Origin of the sequence: Salinivibrio sp. VGrn1, from assembly GCF_009377995.1 — a bacterium.
In the GTDB taxonomy this organism is placed as follows: Bacteria; Pseudomonadota; Gammaproteobacteria; order Enterobacterales; family Vibrionaceae; genus Salinivibrio; species Salinivibrio siamensis.
Map to the genome: position 1 here is coordinate 56654 of NZ_SATA01000008.1, position 21949 is coordinate 78602.

Annotated in this window: 19 protein-coding genes; 15 read left to right on the forward strand and 4 right to left on the reverse strand. The window is 52.8% G+C overall.

The annotated features are described in order from the left end of the window. Nucleotides 1-131 precede the first annotated feature (131 nt). Together guaB and guaA are read left to right on the forward strand one after the other, a co-directional pair. Complete coding sequence (guaB, locus tag EHW56_RS12115) at nt 132-1595, forward strand: IMP dehydrogenase (protein ID WP_152799799.1); 1464 nt, start codon at nt 132-134, stop codon at nt 1593-1595. 75 nt (nt 1596-1670) lie between these two features. Next, nucleotides 1671-3248, forward strand: a complete 1578-nt coding sequence (gene guaA, locus EHW56_RS12120; RefSeq protein WP_069363239.1) for a glutamine-hydrolyzing GMP synthase — start codon at nt 1671-1673, stop codon at nt 3246-3248. 106 nt (nt 3249-3354) lie between these two features. On the opposite strand, the gene EHW56_RS12125 is transcribed toward guaA, so the two are convergent. Then, on the reverse strand, nt 3355-4215 hold the full coding sequence (locus EHW56_RS12125; protein ID WP_152799796.1) for a pirin family protein: 861 nt from the start codon (nt 4213-4215) through the stop codon (nt 3355-3357). Nucleotides 4216-4564: 349 nt separating this feature from the next. Between EHW56_RS12125 and EHW56_RS12130 the strand changes: the two genes are divergently transcribed. Both EHW56_RS12130 and tadA read left to right on the forward strand, forming a co-directional pair. Then, on the forward strand, nt 4565-6079 hold the full coding sequence (locus EHW56_RS12130) for an AbgT family transporter (protein WP_046075047.1): 1515 nt from the start codon (nt 4565-4567) through the stop codon (nt 6077-6079). 98 nt (nt 6080-6177) lie between these two features. Next, nucleotides 6178-6720, forward strand: a complete 543-nt coding sequence (gene tadA / locus EHW56_RS12135) for a tRNA adenosine(34) deaminase TadA (protein WP_046074989.1) — start codon at nt 6178-6180, stop codon at nt 6718-6720. Here tadA and EHW56_RS15330 read toward each other — a convergent pair. Next, nucleotides 6717-6878 carry a hypothetical protein gene (locus tag EHW56_RS15330; protein WP_167369481.1) on the reverse strand — a complete coding sequence of 54 codons (162 nt, stop codon included), beginning with the start codon at nt 6876-6878 and terminating at the stop codon, nt 6717-6719. The genes tadA and EHW56_RS15330 overlap by 4 nt on opposite strands. Nucleotides 6879-6885: 7 nt before the next feature. Further along, nucleotides 6886-8406, reverse strand: a complete 1521-nt coding sequence (gene mltF, locus EHW56_RS12140; protein WP_227486536.1) for a membrane-bound lytic murein transglycosylase MltF — start codon at nt 8404-8406, stop codon at nt 6886-6888. A 402-nt stretch (nt 8407-8808) separates the two neighbouring features. Between mltF and purL the strand changes: the two genes are divergently transcribed. Both purL and glnB read left to right on the forward strand, forming a co-directional pair. After that, on the forward strand, nt 8809-12699 hold the full coding sequence (gene purL / locus EHW56_RS12145; protein ID WP_152799794.1) for a phosphoribosylformylglycinamidine synthase: 3891 nt from the start codon (nt 8809-8811) through the stop codon (nt 12697-12699). 150 nt (nt 12700-12849) lie between these two features. Continuing rightward, complete coding sequence (gene glnB, locus EHW56_RS12150) at nt 12850-13188, forward strand: nitrogen regulatory protein P-II (protein WP_046074987.1); 339 nt, start codon at nt 12850-12852, stop codon at nt 13186-13188. A gap of 104 nt (nt 13189-13292) precedes the next feature. Here the strand turns inward: glnB and EHW56_RS12155 are convergent, their stop codons facing one another. Next, entirely contained in the window at nt 13293-13910 is a 618-nt protein-coding gene (locus EHW56_RS12155) for a YitT family protein (protein WP_046074986.1), read from the reverse strand. A 522-nt stretch (nt 13911-14432) separates the two neighbouring features. Between EHW56_RS12155 and glyA the strand changes: the two genes are divergently transcribed. The 9 genes from glyA (at nt 14433) to pgpA (ending at nt 21817) form a co-directional block, all read left to right on the forward strand. Next, entirely contained in the window at nt 14433-15683 is a 1251-nt protein-coding gene (glyA, locus tag EHW56_RS12160) for a serine hydroxymethyltransferase (protein WP_046074985.1), read from the forward strand. A gap of 182 nt (nt 15684-15865) precedes the next feature. After that, nucleotides 15866-16315, forward strand: coding sequence for a transcriptional regulator NrdR (nrdR, locus tag EHW56_RS12165; protein ID WP_046074984.1), 450 nt, complete (start codon nt 15866-15868; stop codon nt 16313-16315). After that, nucleotides 16312-17442 (forward strand): bifunctional diaminohydroxyphosphoribosylaminopyrimidine deaminase/5-amino-6-(5-phosphoribosylamino)uracil reductase RibD, encoded by a 1131-nt coding sequence (gene ribD / locus EHW56_RS12170; RefSeq protein WP_152796216.1) that lies wholly within the window; start codon nt 16312-16314, stop codon nt 17440-17442. Before nrdR ends, ribD begins: the two co-directional genes overlap by 4 nt. 5 nt (nt 17443-17447) lie before the next feature. Next, on the forward strand, nt 17448-18110 hold the full coding sequence (locus tag EHW56_RS12175; protein WP_152796217.1) for a riboflavin synthase: 663 nt from the start codon (nt 17448-17450) through the stop codon (nt 18108-18110). Nucleotides 18111-18120: 10 nt separating this feature from the next. Beyond that, the gene (ribBA, locus tag EHW56_RS12180; RefSeq protein WP_046074981.1) at nt 18121-19230 is read left to right on the forward strand and encodes a bifunctional 3,4-dihydroxy-2-butanone-4-phosphate synthase/GTP cyclohydrolase II; all 1110 of its coding nucleotides are present in this window, start codon (nt 18121-18123) and stop codon (nt 19228-19230) included. Between the two features lie 123 nt (nt 19231-19353). Beyond that, entirely contained in the window at nt 19354-19824 is a 471-nt protein-coding gene (gene ribE / locus EHW56_RS12185; protein ID WP_046074980.1) for a 6,7-dimethyl-8-ribityllumazine synthase, read from the forward strand. Further along, nucleotides 19825-20289 (forward strand): transcription antitermination factor NusB, encoded by a 465-nt coding sequence (gene nusB / locus EHW56_RS12190; RefSeq protein ID WP_069363225.1) that lies wholly within the window; start codon nt 19825-19827, stop codon nt 20287-20289. A 63-nt stretch (nt 20290-20352) separates the two neighbouring features. Beyond that, nucleotides 20353-21342 carry a thiamine-phosphate kinase gene (gene thiL / locus EHW56_RS12195; RefSeq protein WP_152799793.1) on the forward strand — a complete coding sequence of 330 codons (990 nt, stop codon included), beginning with the start codon at nt 20353-20355 and terminating at the stop codon, nt 21340-21342. Beyond that, nucleotides 21329-21817: a phosphatidylglycerophosphatase A gene (pgpA, locus tag EHW56_RS12200; protein ID WP_172970036.1), complete on the forward strand. Its 489-nt coding sequence runs from the start codon at nt 21329-21331 to the stop codon at nt 21815-21817. The genes thiL and pgpA overlap by 14 nt, the downstream gene beginning before the upstream one ends. Nucleotides 21818-21949: the final 132 nt, after the last annotated feature.

The window sequence follows — 21949 nt, forward strand, 5'->3', positions numbered from 1 at the left end:
ACCGACTAAATCTGAGTTGCCCAACAAACGGACATTCTTAGTAAAAATCGATAGCCAAACGTTTGCGCTGCACGTATAATGCTGCGGCAATATTTTGTTCCCCTTCACAAATTTTGGTGTGAGATATTGCAATGCTGAGAATCGCGAAAGAAGCGCTAACCTTTGACGATGTACTCCTCGTCCCTGCCCACTCAAATGTTCTTCCTAACCATGCCGATCTGCGTACAAAACTGACACGCTCGATCAGCTTAAACATTCCTGTTCTATCCGCCGCGATGGACACGGTGACCGAAGCCCGTTTGGCGATTGCCTTGGCGCAAGAAGGTGGTCTTGGCTTTATCCATAAGAACATGACTATCGAGCAACAAGCCGAACAAGTACGCTTGGTCAAAATCTATGAAGCAGGCATGGTCACCAATCCAGTGACTGTAACCCCAGAAATGACCATTGCTGACGTGAAGGCACTGACTGAGCGTAACGGCTTTGCCGGTTACCCTGTTGTCAATGCACAAAAAGAGCTGGTGGGGATCATCACAGGCCGTGACGTGCGTTTTGTGTCTGACTTAAGCAAGCGCGTCGAAGACGTGATGACACCAAAATCTCGCCTCGCCACTGTGCAAGAAGGCGCAGAGCGTGAGCAGGTACAACAGCTCATGCAACAGCACCGCGTCGAGAAGATTTTAGTGGTCAACCCAAGTCATCATCTCACCGGTATGATCACCGCCAAAGATTTCCAAAAAGCGGAAAGCAAGCCTAATGCCTGTAAAGACGAACAAGGTCGCTTGCGTGTCGGCGGCGCGGTTGGTGCCGGTGCGGGCAACGAGGAGCGCATTGCCGCCTTGGTTGAAGCGGGCGTGGATGTGCTGCTGATTGACTCATCACACGGCCACTCTGAAGGGGTGTTGCAACGCATCCGTGAAGCACGTGCGGCGTACCCGAACCTGCAGATTGTGGGCGGCAATGTCGCCACCGCTGAAGGCGCACGCGCCCTGATTGAAGCCGGTGTCGATGCCGTCAAGGTTGGAATTGGCCCAGGCTCAATCTGTACCACGCGTATCGTTACCGGCGTCGGTGTCCCGCAGATCACGGCGATCAGTGATGCAGCCGCTGTAGCGCAAGAGTACGGCATTCCGGTGATTGCCGATGGCGGTATCCGCTTCTCAGGGGATTTGTGTAAAGCGATTGCCGCGGGCGCGTCGTGCGTGATGGTGGGCTCAATGCTCGCTGGTACCGAAGAGTCTCCAGGGGAAGTCGAACTTTACCAAGGCCGTGCATATAAATCATATCGCGGTATGGGCTCGGTGGGCGCGATGTCAAAAGGCTCGTCTGACCGTTACTTCCAAAGCGACAACGCCGCAGACAAGCTGGTACCTGAAGGGATTGAAGGGCGTGTCGATTACAAAGGCATGATGAAAGAGATCATTCATCAGCAAATGGGTGGCCTGCGCTCCAGCATGGGCCTCACCGGCTCTGCCACCATTGAAGAGATGCGTACCCAAGCGCAGTTTGTTCGCGTCACTGGCGCGGGCATGAAAGAGTCACACGCGCATGATGTCACCATTACTAAAGAAGCGCCGAACTACCGTCTCGGCTAAAGACATCACCACCGCGATGCATTTGAGAGGGGAGCGCGGCTCCCCTTTGTTCCACTTAATTGAGAAAGCCAGATAATGACCCAGAACATTCATGCTCAACGTATTTTGATCCTTGATTTTGGCTCCCAGTACACCCAATTGATTGCGCGCCGTGTACGCGAGATCGGTGTGTATTGTGAGCTTTGGAGCTGGGATGTCGATGAGCAAGACATTCGTGACTTTGCCCCTAACGGCATCATCCTATCCGGTGGTCCAGAGAGCGTGGCAGAGGAGAACTCGCCACGAGCACCGCAATATGTCTTTAACGCGGGTGTGCCTGTGTTGGGCGTCTGTTATGGCATGCAAACCATGGCTGAGCAGCTTGGTGGTAAAGTGGCCGGCTCTGATCACCGTGAATTTGGCTATGCGCAAGTAAAACGCGTTGGACAAAGCGCGTTGTTTGATGGCATTGAAGATGCCATCGCCGATGACGGTCACGCGCTCCTCGATGTATGGATGAGCCATGGTGATAAAGTGGTCGCCATTCCAGAAGATTTTGTCAAAGTGGCCGAGACGGACACTTGCCCCTTCGCGGCCATGGCCAATGAAGACAAGCGTTTTTATGGTGTGCAATTCCACCCAGAAGTGACCCATACTCGCCAAGGCCAACGCATGTTGGAGCAGTTTGTGATGCAAATCTGCCAATGCGAGCGCTTGTGGACGCCAGCCACCATTATTGACGATGCGATTGAGCGTATTCGCGAGCAAGTCGGGGATGATGAGGTGATCCTTGGCTTGTCTGGCGGCGTTGACTCTTCTGTGGTCGCCATGCTGGTTCACCGTGCAATTGGCGATAAGCTCACGTGTGTGTTCGTCGATAATGGCCTGCTACGCCTTAACGAAGGTGAGCAAGTACTGGAAATGTTCGGTGACCACTTTGGTTTGAATATTATTCATGTTAACGCCGAAGACCGTTTCCTCGATGCCCTTAAAGGCGAAGCGGATCCGGAAGCCAAGCGTAAAATCATTGGCCGCGTGTTTGTCGAAGTATTCGATGAGCAAGCGAGCAAAATGAAAAATGCCAAGTGGCTGGCACAAGGCACCATCTACCCGGATGTGATTGAGTCAGCGGCCTCGAAAACCGGTAAAGCGCATGTGATCAAATCACACCACAACGTCGGTGGTTTGCCGGAAGAGATGGAAATGGGTCTGGTTGAGCCACTCAAAGAGTTGTTCAAAGACGAAGTGCGTAAAATTGGCCTTGAGCTAGGCTTACCGTACCACATGCTTTATCGCCACCCCTTCCCAGGGCCAGGCCTTGGTGTGCGTGTGCTAGGTGAAATTCAAAAAGAATACTGCGATCTGCTTCGTCGCGCCGATGCGATCTTTATCGAAGAGCTACGCAACGCCGATCTCTACGAGAAAGTCTCGCAAGCCTTTGCGGTATTCCTACCGGTTCGTTCGGTAGGCGTGATGGGCGATGGCCGTAAATACGACTGGATCATTGCCCTGCGTGCCGTCGAGACCATCGACTTTATGACTGCACATTGGGCACACCTGCCATACGATTTCCTTGGCAAAGTGTCGAACCGCATTATCAACGAAGTCGACGGCATCTCCCGCGTGGTTTACGACGTCTCCGGCAAACCGCCAGCGACAATTGAGTGGGAATAATTTCCAACCGAAAAGCTTGACGTTAACAAGCTCTAAATAGAAAAAGTCCGCGCAATGGCGGACTTTTTTATTGGTATTCGCGGATGACAGCGTCTTGGCTCAGTCCTTATAACTGTCCGAATTTACCTGCTTGCAGATCGTTGAACGCTTGCAAAATCTCTTGCTTAGTATTCATCACAAAAGGGCCATGACCGACGATGGGATCGGTCATGGGCTCGCCACTGAGTAGCAAAATCACGCTATCTTGTGAGGCGTGCAATGCGACCTCGCGTCCTTGGCGACTAAGCAGTGCCATATCGGCATCGCCAATTGGGTCGGCGCCGTTGATACTGACATTGCCCTCCAGTATTACCACCGCGGTGGTCCAGTCTTGGGGGAGCGTAAGCTGCGTTTTTCCGTCAGCGTTTAACCGTATATCCCAAACCTGCATAGGACTGAAGGTTTTGGCCGGTCCCTGCTGGCCCTCAAACTCACCGGCTATGAGCCGTAATGTGCCCGCCTTATCGGCCAGGGGAATGTCGGGGATATCGGCTTTGCGAATGCCTTGATAGTTCGGGTCGGTCATTTTGTCTTTTTTGGGGAGGTTAACCCACAGTTGCGCCATTTGCAGCTCGCCGCCAGTGTGGCTGAACGCACTGGAATGAAACTCCTCGTGCATAATGCCGCTGCCTGCGGTCATCCACTGCACATCCCCGGGGCCAATCACGCCGCCTTTACCGATGGAGTCACGATGCGCCACTTCACCTTGGTACACAATGGTCACGGTTTCAAAGCCGCGATGGGGATGCTCACCCACGCCTCGCTTCACGCCATCCGCCGGAAAGTGCATCGGGCCAGCATAGTCCAGCAGTAAAAAGGGGCTCATCTCCGCCGCTTGATTGTGATAGGAAAACAGTGAGCGGGCAGGGAAACCATTACCGACCCAGTGCGGTGCAGGGGCTTTTATGACACGCGAAATGGATTTCATGGTGATCTCCTCGAGTGGGTTTACCTCCATCATATATTTGATGACATAGATTGCTAGGGGTTAAAACACGACTTCCACGCCATATAGGTTTTTTGTTTCTAAATGTTTCAGTGTCCTCAGTAAGCATCCGTTTTTTGTGCTGCTTTTCTAACTACAAAATAATTTAACATTTGGTTAACTGGCTTGCTTATGGCTAACTATGCTGTTTTTTGCTTTACTGGCGATGGTTTGTCATTTTAATGTCACTAAAGCCTGGTGGATCAGGTAAGCAAAGACACAACATCGAAAAATGGAGTAAACAGTGAGCCAACACATAAGCGACTCAACCGATGCTGGCCAGCCGCGCGGCATGGATCGGTTTTTGAACATGATAGAGCGGGCAGGGAACCGAATTCCGGATCCCGCGCTATTGTTTTTCTGGGGGCTGATCACCGTGTGGGTATTATCAGCCATTCTCTCTCAGGTTTCTTTTGATTCAGTCCACCCTTTGACCGGTGACGCTGTCCAAGTGAAAAACCTGCTCACCGGTAGTGCGCTCGCCCACTTTTTAGCCAATATGGTTGACACCTTTACTGGATTTGCGCCGCTGGGAATTGTTTTGGTGGCGATGCTCGGTGTGGGGGTGGCTGACCAGTCCGGCTTTATTACCACCGGCCTTAAGAAAATGCTGAGTGTGACGCCAAAGCAAGCGCTTACGCCGATGCTGATTCTGGTGGCGATCGTTTCTCATACCGCCGCAGATGCAGGCTATGTGCTGGTGATCCCGCTGGGCGGGATTATCTTCCACGCCGCGGGTCGTCATCCGTTGGCCGGTATTGCTGCCGCCTTTGCCGGGGTATCGGGCGGCTTCTCCGCGAACTTTATTCCGTCAGGGATTGACCCTTTGCTGGCCGGTTTTACTGAATCTGCCGCGCATGTGTTGGACGATAGCTATCAGGTAAACCCGCTTGCGAACCTGTATTTCACTGGTCTGTCATCGATTTTGATTGTGGCGCTGGGCTGGTTTGTGACTGAGAAAATAGTCGAGCCACGTCTAAATCGCACGCCGATTGATGAGGATGCAGAAGACGCACCGGATTTAGGCTCTTTTACGGCGATTGAAGGGAAGGCGTTTAATCGAGCTGGGCTGGCGATGCTGCTAGGAATTGCCGCTCTGGTGGCGGCCTCATGGCCGGAAACGTCACCACTCCGTTCACCGGCGGGCGAGCTGACCGCGTTTGATGCACCGATTATGCAATCGATCGTGCCGCTGATTTTTGTGCTGTTTATTATTCCAGGCATTGTTTATGGCAAAACCGCGGGTACCTTTAAAACTAGCCAAGACGTGATCAAATCCATGTCTGACACCATGGCGACCATGGGCGCTTATATGGTGATGGCGTTTTTCTGCGCGCAATTCTTAGCCGCATTTACCCAATCAAACATTGGTACTTTGTTGGCGCTCAACGGCGCGGAGCTGTTGCAGTCAATGAACCTGCCAGGTGAGATGACGATTGTGGGGATGATTTTGCTGACGGCAATGGTGAACTTATTGATTGGTTCCGCGTCGGCGAAATGGGGGCTGATTGGGCCGATTCTCGTGCCGATGTTAATGGTCGTGGGCATTTCCCCTGAATTGTCGCAAGCGGCTTATCGTGTGGGTGATTCCGTGTCGAACATTATCTCGCCATTGATGGTGTTCTTCCCGTTGGTGGTGGTGTACTGCCAGCGTTACGTGAAAACCACGGGGATTGGTACCGTGGCTTCAATGATGATCCCTTATTCTCTGACCATGCTGGTGGGCTGGACCTTATTCTTGCTCGCCTACTGGGCGCTAGGATTGCCTCTGGGCATTCAAGCCAGTTACCAATACTTGGTGCAGTAATACGCTGTTGCGCGTTGAGTGTCTTAAGCCGGCCTTCGAGCCGGCTTATTTGTATCGTATACTGAGGGCGTATTAGGTTGTTAGTCACAGAGGTTGGGATGAAAGATCCACACGCGTCGGGTAGCGAGCACGACGTTTATATGCGCCACGCGATCCAGCTAGCAGACAAAGCGGAGCAAGAGGGTGAAGTGCCTGTTGGCGCTGTCGTGGTGTATCAAGGTGAGGTGGTGGGCACGGGGTGGAACCGAACCATTACCCAGCATGATGCGACGGCCCATGCCGAAGTGATGGCATTACGCCAAGCCGGCCAAGTGCTGGGTAATTATCGTTTATTAGACGCGGACCTTTATGTGACATTAGAGCCTTGTCCCATGTGTGCGGCGGCGATGGTGCATGGCCGTGTCAGAAAGGTTTTCTTTGGCGCGCCAGATCCCAAAACCGGGGCCGCTGGCTCGGTAATGAACTTACTCAGCTATGACGGTGTTAATCATCATGTGCAAAGTGAGGGAGGGGTGTTAGAAGCGGAATGCCGTGCGCAACTGCAAGCCTTTTTCCGCCGTCGTCGTGCCGAAAAAAAGGCCGCTAAAAAAGCAGCCTGTCAATCTCAATCTTGCTTACCTGACTCAGGCAAGGTGTCCTAAAACGCGTCATCAAAAGCCGCAAATTCACGAATCGCAAAGGCACGTTGTCGCCAAAGTACCTTCTTGTGCATATTTTGGCGCATACGCTTACGCCGGTTAGCGGATGAAATGTTGTTTTTGCGAAAGCTTTGTTTCACCAGCCGTTTTCTTGGAACCATGCTGTCCTCATTGCGGTTGCGTGTCTGATTGCGGTGTCGAGTTATCCTCTGACTGCGATGACGCCGGGTCAGGCGCTTGCTCGGTTGTTTGCTCGGGGGCATTTTCCGACGGCTCGTCAGGGGCGACGATCGTCTGCAGACCACCGAGATCTTCAACTTGTTGGCTGTCAAGTGACTCTATGTGCGCTTTCTCATAGCCTAGAATACTTTGGTAATAGCGGCGAATATTTTCGACGTAGCTAAGCGCTTCGTAGCCACGCGCGTAGCCGTAGCGTGTTTGGGTGTAATACTGGCGCTTGGCTAACAATGGCAGCCGCTGTTTTACATCACTCCAAGAGTTAGGATCGGCGCCTTGCGCCTCCGTCAGTCGGCGCGCATCCATCATATGGCCAAAACCAATATTGTAAGACGCGAGAGCAAACCAAATGCGCTCGTGTGGATTAACACTGTCTGGTACACGGTCAAGTACACGTTGCAGGTAGAGCGAACCGCCTTTAATGCTTTGCTCTGGGTCGAGGCGATTGCGCACGCCCACGGATTTGGCCGTCGGCAGGGTAAGCATCATCATGCCGCGCACCCCAGTGGGGGAGATCGCCCGTGGGTTCCAATGTGACTCTTGATACGATAGGGCCGCCAGTAAGCGCCAATCAAAATCGTTCGCGTGCTTTTTGAAAAGCGGCTCCCACTTAGGCAACTTGCTCTCCAATGCCCGTAAAAAGGCGCGGGTATCGACGTAATCGAATTGGTCGACGTGACCAAAATACTTCTCTTCTAAAATAGCTAATTCGCCAGTTTGGTTTATCTCACCGAAGAAGTTGACCATTAAGGCATAGGCACTGCTGTCGCCTTGTTTTTTCATAAACCAGGCCACGGGTTCGTCCTCACTAAGGGCCATGGCGACGGCAATATCTGGGTGGGTGCGTTGCATCAAGGCAATATCGACGGAGTCGGCAATGGTAAAGTCAATCTCACCGTCTGCGACTTGTTTAAGCAGCTCATCATCGTCGGCGTCCTGCACGACTTTCCAGCTGAGATCAGGGTGATCTTGTTTTAACGCTTGCAAGGTGAGGTCGTGGCTAGAGTCTTCCACCACCGCCATGATGGCATCTTCACGATTAAAATCATCAACATCCCGCGGGCGCCAATGCCCTTTTTTATAGACCACTTGTTGGCTGACAAAGTAGTAGGCAGGGCCAGGGCGAAACTGAGCTAAACGTTGGTCGGTAATGGTAAGGCCTGCCGCAATCAGATCCACGTCGCCGCGTTCAAGGGCTGGAAAGAGGCCGGAAAGCGTATAAGTGGGCACCATTTCTAGCTTGACCCCGAGCTTGTCAGCAAACCGAGCGGCGAGCTCGTAATCTAGTCCGGTAGGGCCGTCGGGGCCGATGTAGTAAGAGAGTTCGTTGTTGAGTGTCCCGACTCTTAAGACACCACGGTCTCGAATTTTTTCTAGAACGGTACGATCGTCGAACGTCCAATCACAGCCTGTGACGGTGAGGCTAAGCACAAGCACCGTTAGGCTAATCATCCATGATCGCAAAGAAAAGTCACGCTGTGTCAAAGGCTGTCGCTCACTGTTGCATGCCAGCATCAAACGGCTAGCGATGATCGATAGACGCGCCATTCTACGTGAATAGACGTCAGACCGATAGAGGGAAAATTTTTTGCGCAAACGGTTGCGTCAGGTGTGTTGTCGGTGACAGTTTTCCCCTATAATGGCGGCCGCTTAGGCAAAACGCCAGTCTTAAAGCGCGTGTGGCGTGGCGACACCTCCGAGCAACGTGGGAGGACTGCCCTGGGAGTCAGCGTTAACGATAACGGAGAGAGCAACCATTGCGGCAATGCCGGTGGTGATACCCAAGTTATGGTGCCAAGATGCGATAACTTGGGTATACCCCTTTCATTTACCGCTAACGAGAGACGTACGCACATGGATATTTTGCGTGGTTCCCCCGCACTGTCTGAGTTTCGTGTCAACAAATTACTGGCGAGCTGCCAAGCACACCAGTTACCTGTCACGGCACTGTATGCTGAGTTTATTCATTTCGCCGACTTGTATCATCCTTTGGATAGCGCGAGTCGCGAAAAGCTCGAAAAGCTGCTGACTTACGGACCAACCTTATCGCCGCACGCGCCGGAAGGCATATTGTTTCTCGTGACGCCTCGCCCCGGCACCTTGTCGCCGTGGTCCTCCAAGGCAACCGATATTGCCCATAACTGCGGCTTGGATGCGGTCAAACGCTTGGAGCGCGGGACGGCGTACTATATTCAGTTATCTGCGCCTTTGACCAATGAGCAACACGCGACCTTAGTCGGATTGTTGCACGATCGGATGATGGAAGCGGTGTTCAGTGAACTTGAGGCCGCCGCGGTGTTGTTTGAGCAAGCGGAACCTGCGCCGATGCATAGCGTAGACATTCTCTCCGGTGGCCGAGCCGCCTTAGTCGAGGCCAACCAAGCTTTAGGGTTGGCACTGGCAGAAGACGAAATTGACTATCTGGTCGAGAACTTCACCCAGCTGGGGCGTAACCCAAACGACATCGAACTGATGATGTTTGCGCAAGCTAACTCAGAGCATTGCCGACACAAAATCTTTAACGCCGACTGGACCATCAATGGTGAAAAGCAGCCTAAATCGCTGTTTAAGATGATCAAAAACACCTATGAGCAAACCCCAGATAACGTGCTGTCGGCGTATAAAGACAACGCAGCCGTGATGACGGGCTCAAACGTTGGACGCTTTTTCCCCACTCCAGAGAGCCACACTTATCAATATCATCATGAGCCGGCTCATATTTTGATGAAGGTGGAAACCCATAACCATCCCACCGCGATTTCACCGTGGCCAGGCGCAGCGACCGGCTCAGGCGGTGAAATTCGTGACGAGGGGGCGACCGGTGTCGGGGGCAAACCTAAGGCGGGATTGGTCGGTTTTTCTGTCTCTAACCTTAAAATTCCGGGCTTTATTCAGCCGTGGGAGCGCTATTATGGCAAGCCTGAGCGCATTGCCACTGCGCTCGATATTATGCTGGAAGGCCCGTTGGGCGGCGCGGCGTTTAACAACGAATTCGGTCGCCCTAACTTGCTGGGCTACTTCCGTACCTATGAGCAATGGGTGACCTCACATGCGGGGGAAGAAGTCCGTGGCTACCACAAGCCGATCATGATCGCCGGTGGTATGGGTAACATCCGCGATGGCCATGTGCAAAAAGGCGAGATAGATGTGGGCGCCAAACTGATTGTGTTAGGTGGCCCAGCGATGAACATCGGCCTGGGTGGCGGGGCGGCATCGTCGATGGCATCAGGCCAGTCGGCGGAAGACTTGGACTTTGCCTCGGTACAGCGTGAGAACCCAGAAATGGAGCGTCGCTGCCAAGAGGTGATTGATCGTTGCTGGCAGCTTGGTGACGATAACCCGATTGCCTTTATCCACGATGTGGGCGCGGGTGGCCTGTCCAATGCCATGCCAGAGCTGGTCGATGATGGCGGCCGCGGTGGGCGCTTTAATTTGCGTGATATTCCTAATGACGAGCCGGGAATGAGTCCGCTTGCCATTTGGTGTAACGAGTCACAAGAGCGTTATGTCTTGGCGGTCAAACCCGAAAATATGGCGCGTTTTGAAGCCTTGTGCGAGCGTGAACGGGCGCCGTACGCGGTGATTGGTGAGGCCTCCGATGCGCGTCATCTGTCGCTTGAAGACAGCCACTTCGACAATACCCCTATCGACATGCCGATGGACATCTTGCTGGGTAAAGCGCCCAGAATGCATCGGGATGTGACGCGTCAGCAAGTGACAGGTGCCGCGCTTAACACCCAAGGCATTGAGCTGGAGGAAGCCTGTGAGCGTGTTTTACGCTTGCCGGCGGTAGCGGAGAAAACCTTCTTGATCACTATCGGTGACCGTTCGGTGACCGGATTGGTTGCGCGTGACCAAATGGTCGGCCCGTGGCAGGTACCGGTCGCCAACTGTGCGGTGACGGCGGCCAGCTATGACAGTTATCACGGCGAAGCGATGGCGATGGGTGAGCGTACCCCAGCTGCCTTGCTTGACTTTGCTGCCTCTGCCCGTATGGCGGTGGGAGAAGCACTCACCAATATTGCCTGTGCCGATATTGGTAGCCTGACTAACATTAAACTGTCTGCGAACTGGATGTCTGCGGCGGGGCACCCAGGCGAGGACGCCGGCTTGTACGAAGCGGTCAAGGCCGTGGGTGAGGAGCTGTGTCCTGAGCTGTCACTGACCATTCCAGTGGGTAAAGACTCAATGTCGATGAAAACCCAGTGGCAGCAAGACGGTGAAAACAAAACCGTGACCGCGCCGATGTCGCTGATCATCACCGCCTTTGGCCGCGTGGAAGATGTGCGTCGTACCGTGACCCCACAATTGCGGACCGATAAAGGTGATAGCCACCTGATCGCGATTGACCTCGGAGAAGGGGCGCAGCGTCTGGGCGCAACCGCGTTGGCTCAGGTTTATCATCAATTGGGCGATAAGCCTGCCGATGTCACCAGCAGCGCTCGCCTAAAAGGCTTTTTCCATGCGATGCAAACCTTGGTGGCAGAGCAAAAGCTACTGGCGTATCACGACCGTGCCGATGGCGGACTGTTCGTCACCTTGGCGGAAATGGCGTTTGCCGGTCATACCGGTATTGACGTGGATATCGCCCGTTTAGGCGACGATGCCTTGCCAGTGCTGTTTAACGAAGAGCTGGGCGCGGTGATCCAAGTAGCGGCGCAAGATCTTGAGCGTGTTTATGCGGTGTTGGCCGAACATCAATTGACCGCATGCAGCCATCTGATTGGCGGCCTAAGTGATAGCGATGAGATTATCTTACGTCACGGTGAGGCGCCTATCTATCAAGCCAGTCGTCAGCACTTACGTCAGATTTGGGCTGAAACCACGTATCAGATGCAAGCGCGTCGCGATAATCCGGACTGTGCTCGCCAAGAATTTGACGCCAAGCAGGCGGTCGATCCTGGTTTACACGCTAGCCTGAGCTTTGATGTGCACGAAGACATCGCTGCGCCTTATATCGCCACCGGTCAACAACCGACCATGGCTATTTTGCGTGAGCAAGGCGTGAACTCGCATGTGGAAATGGCAGCTGCCTTCGATCGCGCTGGATTTAACGCCGTGGACGTTCATATGAGTGACATTCTCTCAGGACGCGTCAGTTTGGACGGCTTCCAAGGGCTGGTGGCCTGTGGCGGCTTCTCTTACGGTGACGTGTTGGGCGCCGGTGAAGGTTGGGCAAAATCAATATTGTTTAACAGCCGCGCGCGCGATCAATTTAGTGCCTTCTTTACGCGTGAAGACACCTTAGCACTTGGCGTGTGTAATGGCTGCCAGATGCTATCGAACCTACATGAACTGATCCCAGGCGCTGCACACTGGCCACGATTTGTTCGTAACGAGTCGGAGCGCTTTGAAGCCCGCTTTAGCATGGTGGAAGTGCAATCCAGCCCCTCCGCCTTCTTTGCCGGGATGGCAGGGTCACGGATGCCTATTGCGATATCGCATGGTGAGGGGCGCGTGGAGGTGCGCGATGCTGAGCATCTGGCGGCCATTGAAGCGTCCGGCACGGTGACGCTGCGTTACACCGATAATCACGGCCTGCCAACACAAGCGTATCCTGCCAACCCGAATGGCTCACCGAATGGCATTACCGCGCTGACCACAGAGTCGGGCCGCGTCACCATTATGATGCCGCACCCTGAGCGGGTATTCCGTACAGTCGCCAACTCTTGGCACCCAGATGATTGGGGCGAAGACAGTGCGTGGATGCGTATGTTCCGCAATGCGCGGGTGACCTTGGGGTAACCCTTAAATGTGATACAAGCCGCCATCGTTTGGCGGCTTTTTCGTGTTATGCGTGAATCGATGGATGATTTTTTATCCTGCTGCGATACAATTTGAGCTAAACACTTGATCCATCAGGACCGGCCAGCGGCCAACGAGAGGGATAACAGAATGAAAAAAATTGAAGCCATCATCAAGCCATTTAAACTCGATGACGTACGCGAGGCGCTCGCCGACGTGGGGATTACGGGGATGACCGTCTCAGAGGTAAAAGGCTTTGGTCGTCAAAAAGGCCACACTGAGCTTTATCGCGGCGCCGAATATATGGTCGATTTTTTACCCAAAGTGAAGCTTGAAGTGATCGTCAGTAACGATGTGGCTGAGCAGTGTGTGGATACCATTATTGATACCGCACAAACCGGTAAAATCGGAGATGGCAAAATCTTTGTCTTTGATGTTGAGCGCGTGGTGCGCATCCGTACCGGTGAAGAAGACGAAGAAGCGATTTAATCACGCGCTATAAGCGAATACGATCAGTAGTAAAAAGCCAAGCATCATGCTTGGCTTTGTTGTTTTGCGCCGTGCTGTCGGATTGATTAGCGTTGAGAGGGCGCTCAAGCCCCGGGGTTAGCAGGATGCGCCTGATAGCGCCCGGGCTTATGATTCATCGCCAAGACTAAGTTGAGCACAATCGCGCCAACCACCGACCACATCAAGAGGTTGAGGTCGATGAGGAAGAAAGATAACGCGAGGATGGTGCAGTCGATGCCCATTTGTAGTTTTCCTGCCGAGATCCCAAACTTGTCCTGACAATAGAGCACCAAGACGTTAAAGCCGCCTAAGCTGGCGTTGTGACGGAAGATCATCAACATGCCGACGCCCATTAGCAACCCACCAATGACGGCACAGTACGCAGGTGCCAGCCAGGTAATTTCAAAGAAATAGGCAATATGGTCAGCCATCACCGATACCGCGCCCCCCGCAAGTAAGCTGCGCAGTGCGAAGCGTGGGCTCATGCGAAACCATGCCATCAAATAAAATGGGCAATTACACAGAAAGTACAGGGTGCCGAAGGACAAGTCTGTAAATTGGCTGACCAACAGAGCCAGCCCTGTGGTCCCGCCCGTTAAAAGTCCGGCTTGTTGCAAGAAAAACACCCCTTGGGCGACTAAGAACGCGCCAGAGGCAATAGCAATAATGTCTTCTTTAAAGCTGTGTTGATACTGACTCACACGGCTTCTCCCTACTTATTAGCGTGACAACAACAAAAACGTGATAACAACAAAAAGCCCGCCAAAACCCAAAGGGCTGGCGGTAAAAAGTTAATGGGATAATCGGGCGCGGATTTTATCGCCAATTAGGACGAAGAGAAAGGCGGGGAGGTAAATCACTTGAATGTAGAATGTCAGCATTATGATACTCAGCTGTAAAACCTTTACACCGACTATGTTCGTTGACGCCCGACCATTACGATTGCCATGCGCGATAAAAAATTGTGACGCAGGCTACCTGATAGGTTGGATTTTTTGTAGAATAGCAAACGCAGTCATAGCGGTAACGAAAACGTTTGCGTGGTGCTGGTATGGCGAACGATTTTCCTTGGCTTAATCGCTTTGATTTGTCATCTTAAGGCGACTAAGCCAAGGCGTGATCTAAGCCATCGCCCCTGCGCCGGTTTTTGCTAGGTGAGCTGAAAAAGCCCTAGCGTTTGCTTTATGGGTAATTGCCCGCCAATGTTAAGTCAGGAGAGACAAATGCTAAAGCGTGACATGAAGATTGCGGATTACGATCCCGCCCTGTTCGCCGCCATTGAAGAAGAAACGGCACGTCAGGAAGAACACATTGAGCTGATCGCATCAGAAAACTACACCAGCCCACGCGTCATGGAAGCGCAAGGCTCTCAACTGACCAACAAGTACGCGGAAGGCTATCCCGGCAAGCGCTATTACGGTGGGTGTGAGTATGTCGATAAAGCCGAAGCGCTGGCGATTGAGCGCGCGTGTGAACTGTTTGGTTGTGAGTATGCGAATGTGCAGCCTCACTCAGGTTCACAAGCAAATAGCGCGGTATATATGGCCCTGCTCAACCCTGGAGATACGGTTCTGGGAATGAGCTTGGCGCATGGTGGTCACCTGACTCATGGCTCGCCGGTCAACTTTTCTGGTAAGCATTACCATGTCATCCCTTACGGTATCGATGAAGCGGGCAAAATTGACTATGAGCAAATGGAACAGCTTGCGCTGGAGCACAAGCCCAAAATGCTCATCGGTGGCTTTTCTGCTTATTCACAAGTGGTGGATTGGAAGCGCATGCGTGAAATCGCCGATAAAGTGGGCGCATGGCTATTGGTCGATATGGCGCACGTCGCGGGTTTAATTGCGGCAGGCGTATATCCAGATCCATTGCCACACGCGCATGTGGTGACGACCACTACCCACAAAACGCTTGCGGGCCCTCGCGGTGGTTTGATCCTGTCTAATGCGGGTGAAGACCTCTACAAAAAGCTCAACTCTGCGGTGTTCCCAGGTGGTCAAGGTGGCCCACTGATGCACGTAATTGCGGGTAAAGCTGTCGCGTTTAAAGAGGCGATGGAACCTGAGTTTAAGGCTTACCAAGCGCGTGTGATTGATAATGCTCGCGCGATGGTCAAAGGCTTCCAAGCGCGTGGCTACAAAATAGTATCAGGCTCAACCGATAATCATTTGTTGCTGGTTGATCTTATCGATAAAGACATTACCGGAAAAGAAGCAGACGCAGCACTGGGCGCGGCTAATATCACTGTGAACAAAAACAGTGTGCCGAACGACCCACGCAGCCCGTTTGTCACCTCTGGTATTCGTGTGGGCACCCCAGCCATTACACGTCGTGGCTTTACTGAGCAAGATGCTGAGCAGCTTGCGCATTGGATGTGTGATGTCTTGGATAATATCGATAATGAGCAAGTGATTGCCGAGACCAAAGAAAAAGTCCAAGCGATTTGCCGTCGCCTGCCTGTGTATGCCTAATTAATAACACGGAAATGAATAGGTTATAAGGCGCCTTTGGGCGTCTTTTTTATTTTTATCGACACGATGTGCCTCACTGGCTTTGTTTAGCACACAAAACCACCATAAAGTCCTCTTCGATAGGCTTTTTCATCGCTACAAATCGGTTACACTAGCAAGACGATATTGAGGAGGCGACACTCATGCACTGTCCATTCTGTGGTGCTACCGACACCAAAGTGATCGATTCTCGTCTTGTGGCTGATGGTCACCAAGTTCGCCGTCGCCGCCAGTGTTTGGCGTGCGCAGAGCGTTATACCACGTTCGAAACGGCGGAATTAGTGATGCCACGGGTGATTAAGACCAACGGTAACCGAGAGCCGTTTGACGAAGAGAAACTGCGTGGCGGCATTCAACGCGCATTAGAAAAGCGTCCAGTGAGCGCGGATGATATTGAAAAAGCGATCAACAGTATAAAGTCACGTTTGCGTGCCACCGGAGAGCGCGAAATTGGCTCTGCCATGGTAGGGAACTTGGTCATGGAAGCGCTCAAGGAGCTCGATAAAGTGGCTTATATTCGCTTTGCCTCTGTGTATCACAGTTTTGAAGACATTCGTGAATTTGGCGAAGAAATCGCACGGTTGCAAAAATGAGTCAAAGCGATCGGGATACAACCATGATGATGCGCGCGTTAGCGCTCGCGGCGCAAGGCTGTTATACCACCACGCCTAATCCTAATGTCGGTTGTGTGATTGCACAGGGCGACGAAGTGGTCGGTGAAGGGTTTCATATTGCCCCCGGCGGCCCGCACGCTGAAGTACATGCATTAAAGGCTGCGGGAGCACGCGCACAAGGGGCGACAGCTTACGTCACCTTAGAGCCTTGTTCTCACTATGGTCGCACGCCGCCGTGTTGCGATGCGCTGATTGCTGCCAACGTTAGCCGCGTCGTGTGCGCGATGCAAGACCCAAACCCGCAAGTAGCTGGACGTGGAATCGCACGGTTACAAGAAGCCGGCATTGAGGTGGTTGTGGGCGTGATGGCCGAGCGCGCCAACGCGCTGAACCCCGGTTTTATCAAACGTATGCAAACTAAAATGCCCTATGTGCAGCTCAAACTGGCAGGGAGCCTCGATGGGCGCACCGCCTTGGCGAATGGGCACAGTAAATGGATCACTGGGGAACCCGCGCGCGCCGATGTGCAAGCATTTCGCGCGCAAGCGAGTGCGATTCTATCGACCAGTGCCACGGTGATTGCGGATAACCCGAGCCTCAATGTCCGTGACAACCAACTTCCTCGTGCTGTCCTCGACCATTATCCTCAATCGACGCGACGCCAACCGACACGTGTGATCTTGGATAAACACAATCAAACCGTGCCGGAAGCGAGTGTCTATCAACTTGCGGGCAACGTGATCCGTATTGTTGATACGCCGAGTAATAAAGCGTGGCCAGATAACGTGCAAGAATGGGTGATGCCCGATGCATCGCTCACCACTATCCTTCGTGCATTGGCGGAACATGATATTGACAAAGTATGGGTGGAAGCAGGCGCGAGGCTGGCAAGCCAGCTGCTGAGTGAATCCTTGGTGGATGAGCTGATTGTCTACCAAGCGCCGGTATTATTAGGGGCCGATAGCCGTCCTTTGGTCGCATTAGGCGGATTAGAGTCGATGGATGACGCGCCACGTTTCCACTTTAACCAGGTAAAGACTGTCGGTGACGATGTCCGCTTACGGGCGAGCCTCTCTGAGCATGCCGTAATTACGCAAGAGTATTAAGAACAATGTTTACTGGAATTATTGAAGCGATAGGGCGCGTACAAACCCTGAGTCGTCGGGGACAAGACATTACTCTGACGATCGACAGCGGTGCGCTTGATCTCTCGGACGTCAAACTGGGTGACAGCATTGCCACCAACGGGGTGTGCTTGACTGTCGTCGCATTGACCGCAACGGGCTATAGCGCGGATGTCTCCTCTGAGACTTTGGCGCGTTCATCGCTGGGCGCCTTGTCGGTAGGAGATAGCGTTAACCTTGAGAAAGCCATGCTACCTACCACCCGTTTTGGCGGTCATATGGTTTCGGGGCATGTTGATGGCTTGGGAGAAGTAACGTCCGTTAGCCAAACTGGCCGCGCCTGGGAGTACTGGATTGCATTACCGCCTGAACTCGCCAAGTATGTGGCATTGAAAGGCTCTATCACGGTGGATGGTATCAGTTTGACGGTGAACGAGGTGAACGGCAGTGCGTTTAAACTCACCATCGTGCCGCACACGGCTGAGCAAACCACTATTCAGCACTTTGCGCCTGGGCGCAAGGTAAACATCGAAGTCGATGTCATTGCCCGTTACCTTGAGCGATTGATGCTCGGTGACAAGGCCGCTGAACCGACACAATCAACGGGTGTCAGTCTAGACACATTGGCCCGTTCCGGCTTTTTGAAATAAGGATCCCAAGATGGCAATTAGTAGCGCTCAAGAAATCATTGACGATATCCGCCAAGGCAAAATGGTGGTGTTGATGGATGACGAAGATCGCGAGAATGAAGGTGATTTGATCATCGCGGCAGAAGCTGTGACCCCAGAAGCGATCAACTTTATGGCCACGCATGGCCGAGGGTTGATTTGTTTGACGCTGACCCAGCAGCGCTGCCAGCAACTTGGGTTGCCTTTGATGGTGTCGGACAATAATGCGCAATTTTCCACCGCGTTTACCGTGTCGATTGAAGCGGCAGAGGGTGTTACCACCGGGATATCGGCGGCCGACCGCGCACGCACCGTGCAAGCCGCGGTTACTCCCGACGCTAAAGCGGCTGACTTGGTGCAGCCGGGCCACGTCTTCCCCTTGATGGCGCAAGAAGGAGGGGTGCTCACCCGTGCTGGCCACACCGAAGCGGGGTGCGATCTGGCCCGTTTAGGTGGCTATAGTCCTGCTTCCGTGATCGTTGAGATCTTAAATGAAGACGGCACCATGGCGCGTCGCCCAGACTTGGAAGTATTCTGTGACAAACACGGCATCAAGCTGGGCACCATTGCCGATTTGATTGAATACCGTAATCTCAACGAGACGACCATTGAACGGGTGGCGTCTTGTAAATTGCCGACGGAATTTGGTGAGTTTGATTTAGTCACCTACCGCGACACCATTGATAACCAAATCCATTATGCGATGTGTAAAGGCGAGGTGACCGCCGATCCCACCCTAGTGCGTGTGCATCTGCAAGACACTTTTACCGATGTGCTCCAATCTGATCGGACGGCTGAGCGCAGCTGGAGTCTGACCCGCGCGATGCAAAGGGTTAGCGATGAAGGCGGGGTGTTGGTGATTCTGGGTAAAGAAGAAACCAGCGATGCCATTATCAACAAAGTGAAAGCGTTTGAAGCGCAAGATAAAGGTGAAAAACCCGCCGGCGCTAAATGGCAGGGGACCTCTCGCCGAGTGGGGATTGGGTCGCAAATATTGGCGGATCTTGGTGTCAAGCAAATGCGCCTGCTGTCGTCGTCGACCAAGCGTTATCATGCCTTGTCAGGCTTTGGCCTGAACGTGGTGGAATACGTCACCGAATAAGATAGATAAACGGGGCGCGCGATTAGCACCATCATCGACTGGCACGGAACATGGTGCCATCGGATAAAAATGTGGTAGAATCGCGCGGTTTCTCATTCCGGAAAGCAAGTCACAGGAAGGCTCATGAACGTAATCGAAGGGGCATTTGCCGCGCCCAACGCGCAGGTTGCTATTGTTATCTCTCGCTTTAATAGCTTTATCAACGAGAGTTTGCTGGATGGTGCGGTTGACGCACTGAAGCGCCAAGGCCAAGTCAACGACGATAATATCACCGTGGTGCGTTGCCCAGGTGCCTACGAGTTGCCTGTGGTGACCCAAAAGCTCGCCAAGAGCGGTCGCTATGACGCGATTGTGGCACTCGGATCGGTGATCCGTGGTGGCACACCGCATTTTGACTATGTCGCCGGAGAATGTAATAAAGGGTTAGCACAAGTTGCACTGGAGTTTGAAACCCCAGTCGCATTTGGTGTGCTGACGGTAGACACCATTGAGCAAGCGATCGAACGCGCAGGTACCAAGGCTGGTAACAAAGGGGCAGAGGCTGCACTGAGCGCGCTTGAAATGGTGAATGTTCTGTCCCAAATTGAATCCTAAATGGGGGTTAAAGTGAAACCAGCCGCACGACGTAATGCACGTCAGTTTGCATTGCAAGCCATCTATTCATGGCAGCTAGCGCAAGGCAATGTCGCTGATATTGAAGCCGCGTTTCTTGCCGCAGATAAATACGAAGAAGAAGACGAGCATCAGAAAACCGAGCCGCTTCTACGTGAACCAGAAACGGATGTTGCTTATTTTCGTAATCTGTTTAGCGGTGTAGCGCTTAGCCATCAAGAGCTTGATAGTAAGATGCGCCCGTACCTATCCCGTCCTTTGCAGGATTTAGATGATATGGAGCACGCCTTACTACGCCTTGCAATGTATGAGCTGATCAAGTGCGACGATGTCCCCTACAAAGTGGTTATCAATGAGGCCGTGGAACTGGCCAAACGCTTTGGCGCAGAAGACAGCCATAAGTTTGTTAATGGCGTCTTGGATAAAGCGTACCCTCGGCTGCGCTAATCCCTTCCTGACTAGGCCAGCACTGCTGGCCTTTTTATTGTTCTATCCAACAAAATAGTGTTTATGACACGCAACGAATTTGATTTGATTCGCGACTACTTCGCTCGTCAGCCGGTCAAGCGTCGTGATGTCGCTTTAGGTATTGGTGATGACTGTGCGTTGGTCGAGGTCCCTGAAGGCTGCCAGTTAGTGGTGACCACAGATACGCTGGTGGAGGGCACCCATTTTCTTCCGACTGCGAGTGCCTCTGATGTGGCGCATAAAGCGTTAGCCTCTAACTTAAGCGATTTAGCTGCAATGGGCGCAATACCAGCGTGGTGTTCACTGGCGCTTACCTTGCCTGACCCCGATGAAGCTTGGGTGGCAGGGTTTTGCCAAGGCTTTGCGGCCCTTGCCGAGCACTTTCAAGTCCAGCTGATTGGCGGTGATACCACACGTGGGCCCAAAAGCATCACCATTACCCTACATGGTCATGTTCCTAAAGGGCAGGCGCTGACTCGTGCGGGGGCGAAACCGGGCGACTGGATTTTTGTGACCGGCACATTGGGTGAGAGCCAAGCCGGGCTTGATTATATTCTCGGCAAGCCAGTGGTTGATAAGGCTCGCGCAACCACATTGATCAATCGTCATTATCGGGCTCAGCCACGAGTGACCGCTGGACAGGCATTGCGAGGTATCGCGTCAGCGGCGATTGATATTTCTGATGGTTTACACGCAGACTTAACCCACATCCTCACCGCTAGTGGTGTCGGTGCAAAAGTTGATGTGACGCAACTGCCGCTTTCTGAGTCTTTGTTAGCGGAGATCGGCGATACTGAGCAGGCACAAAAACTCGCCCTCACCAGTGGCGAGGAGTACGAGCTTTGTTTTACGGTACCGGAAATGTATCGGGGGATGCTAGATACGACGCTTAAGCACAGCGGAGTCAATGTGCAATGCATCGGGCAAATAACCGGCAACCACCGCCTTGAACTTGTGGCAGACAGTCAGCCTCTCGATTGGGTGCTGTCTGGATGGGATCATTTTAAGGAGCCACGTCGTGACAGATCCTAAGCATCGTTTATCCTTGACCAATCCATATCATCTATTGGCACTTGGCTTTGGCAGTGGCTTATCACCGATTGTACCCGGGACGGTCGGTACCTTGTTTGCGGTGCCATTCTACCTGGTGCTGGTGAACGTTGGGGGAACGCTTGCACTGTGGTTGGCGATTATTGTCGGTAGCTTAGCGGGCATTGCTATCTGTGGTCGGGCATCGAAAGACATGCAAGTGCATGATCATGGAGCGATTGTTTGGGATGAGTTTGTTGGTTTTTGGCTGACAATGGCGTTGGTGCCTACCACCGACTGGCAAACCGTTTTAGCCGGTTTTGTGTTATTCCGCCTCTTCGATATGGTTAAGCCATGGCCGATCAGCTGGTTGGATAAGCACATCCATGGTGGCTTAGGGATCATGTTGGACGACATTTTAGCTGGCGTGATGGCAATGCTGAGCTTGTGGCTCATGACTCACTTCCTCCCTATTTAGTGAGCCGCTTAAGCAACGGTTAGCTCTGAAAAAGCGACACTCGCATCGAAAAAATTATCTGTTCGTTACCATAAGAAAGTTTTGTTATTTAATTCTTCGAAAAAAGTATAGACTCGCGTCGATTACTTGCTG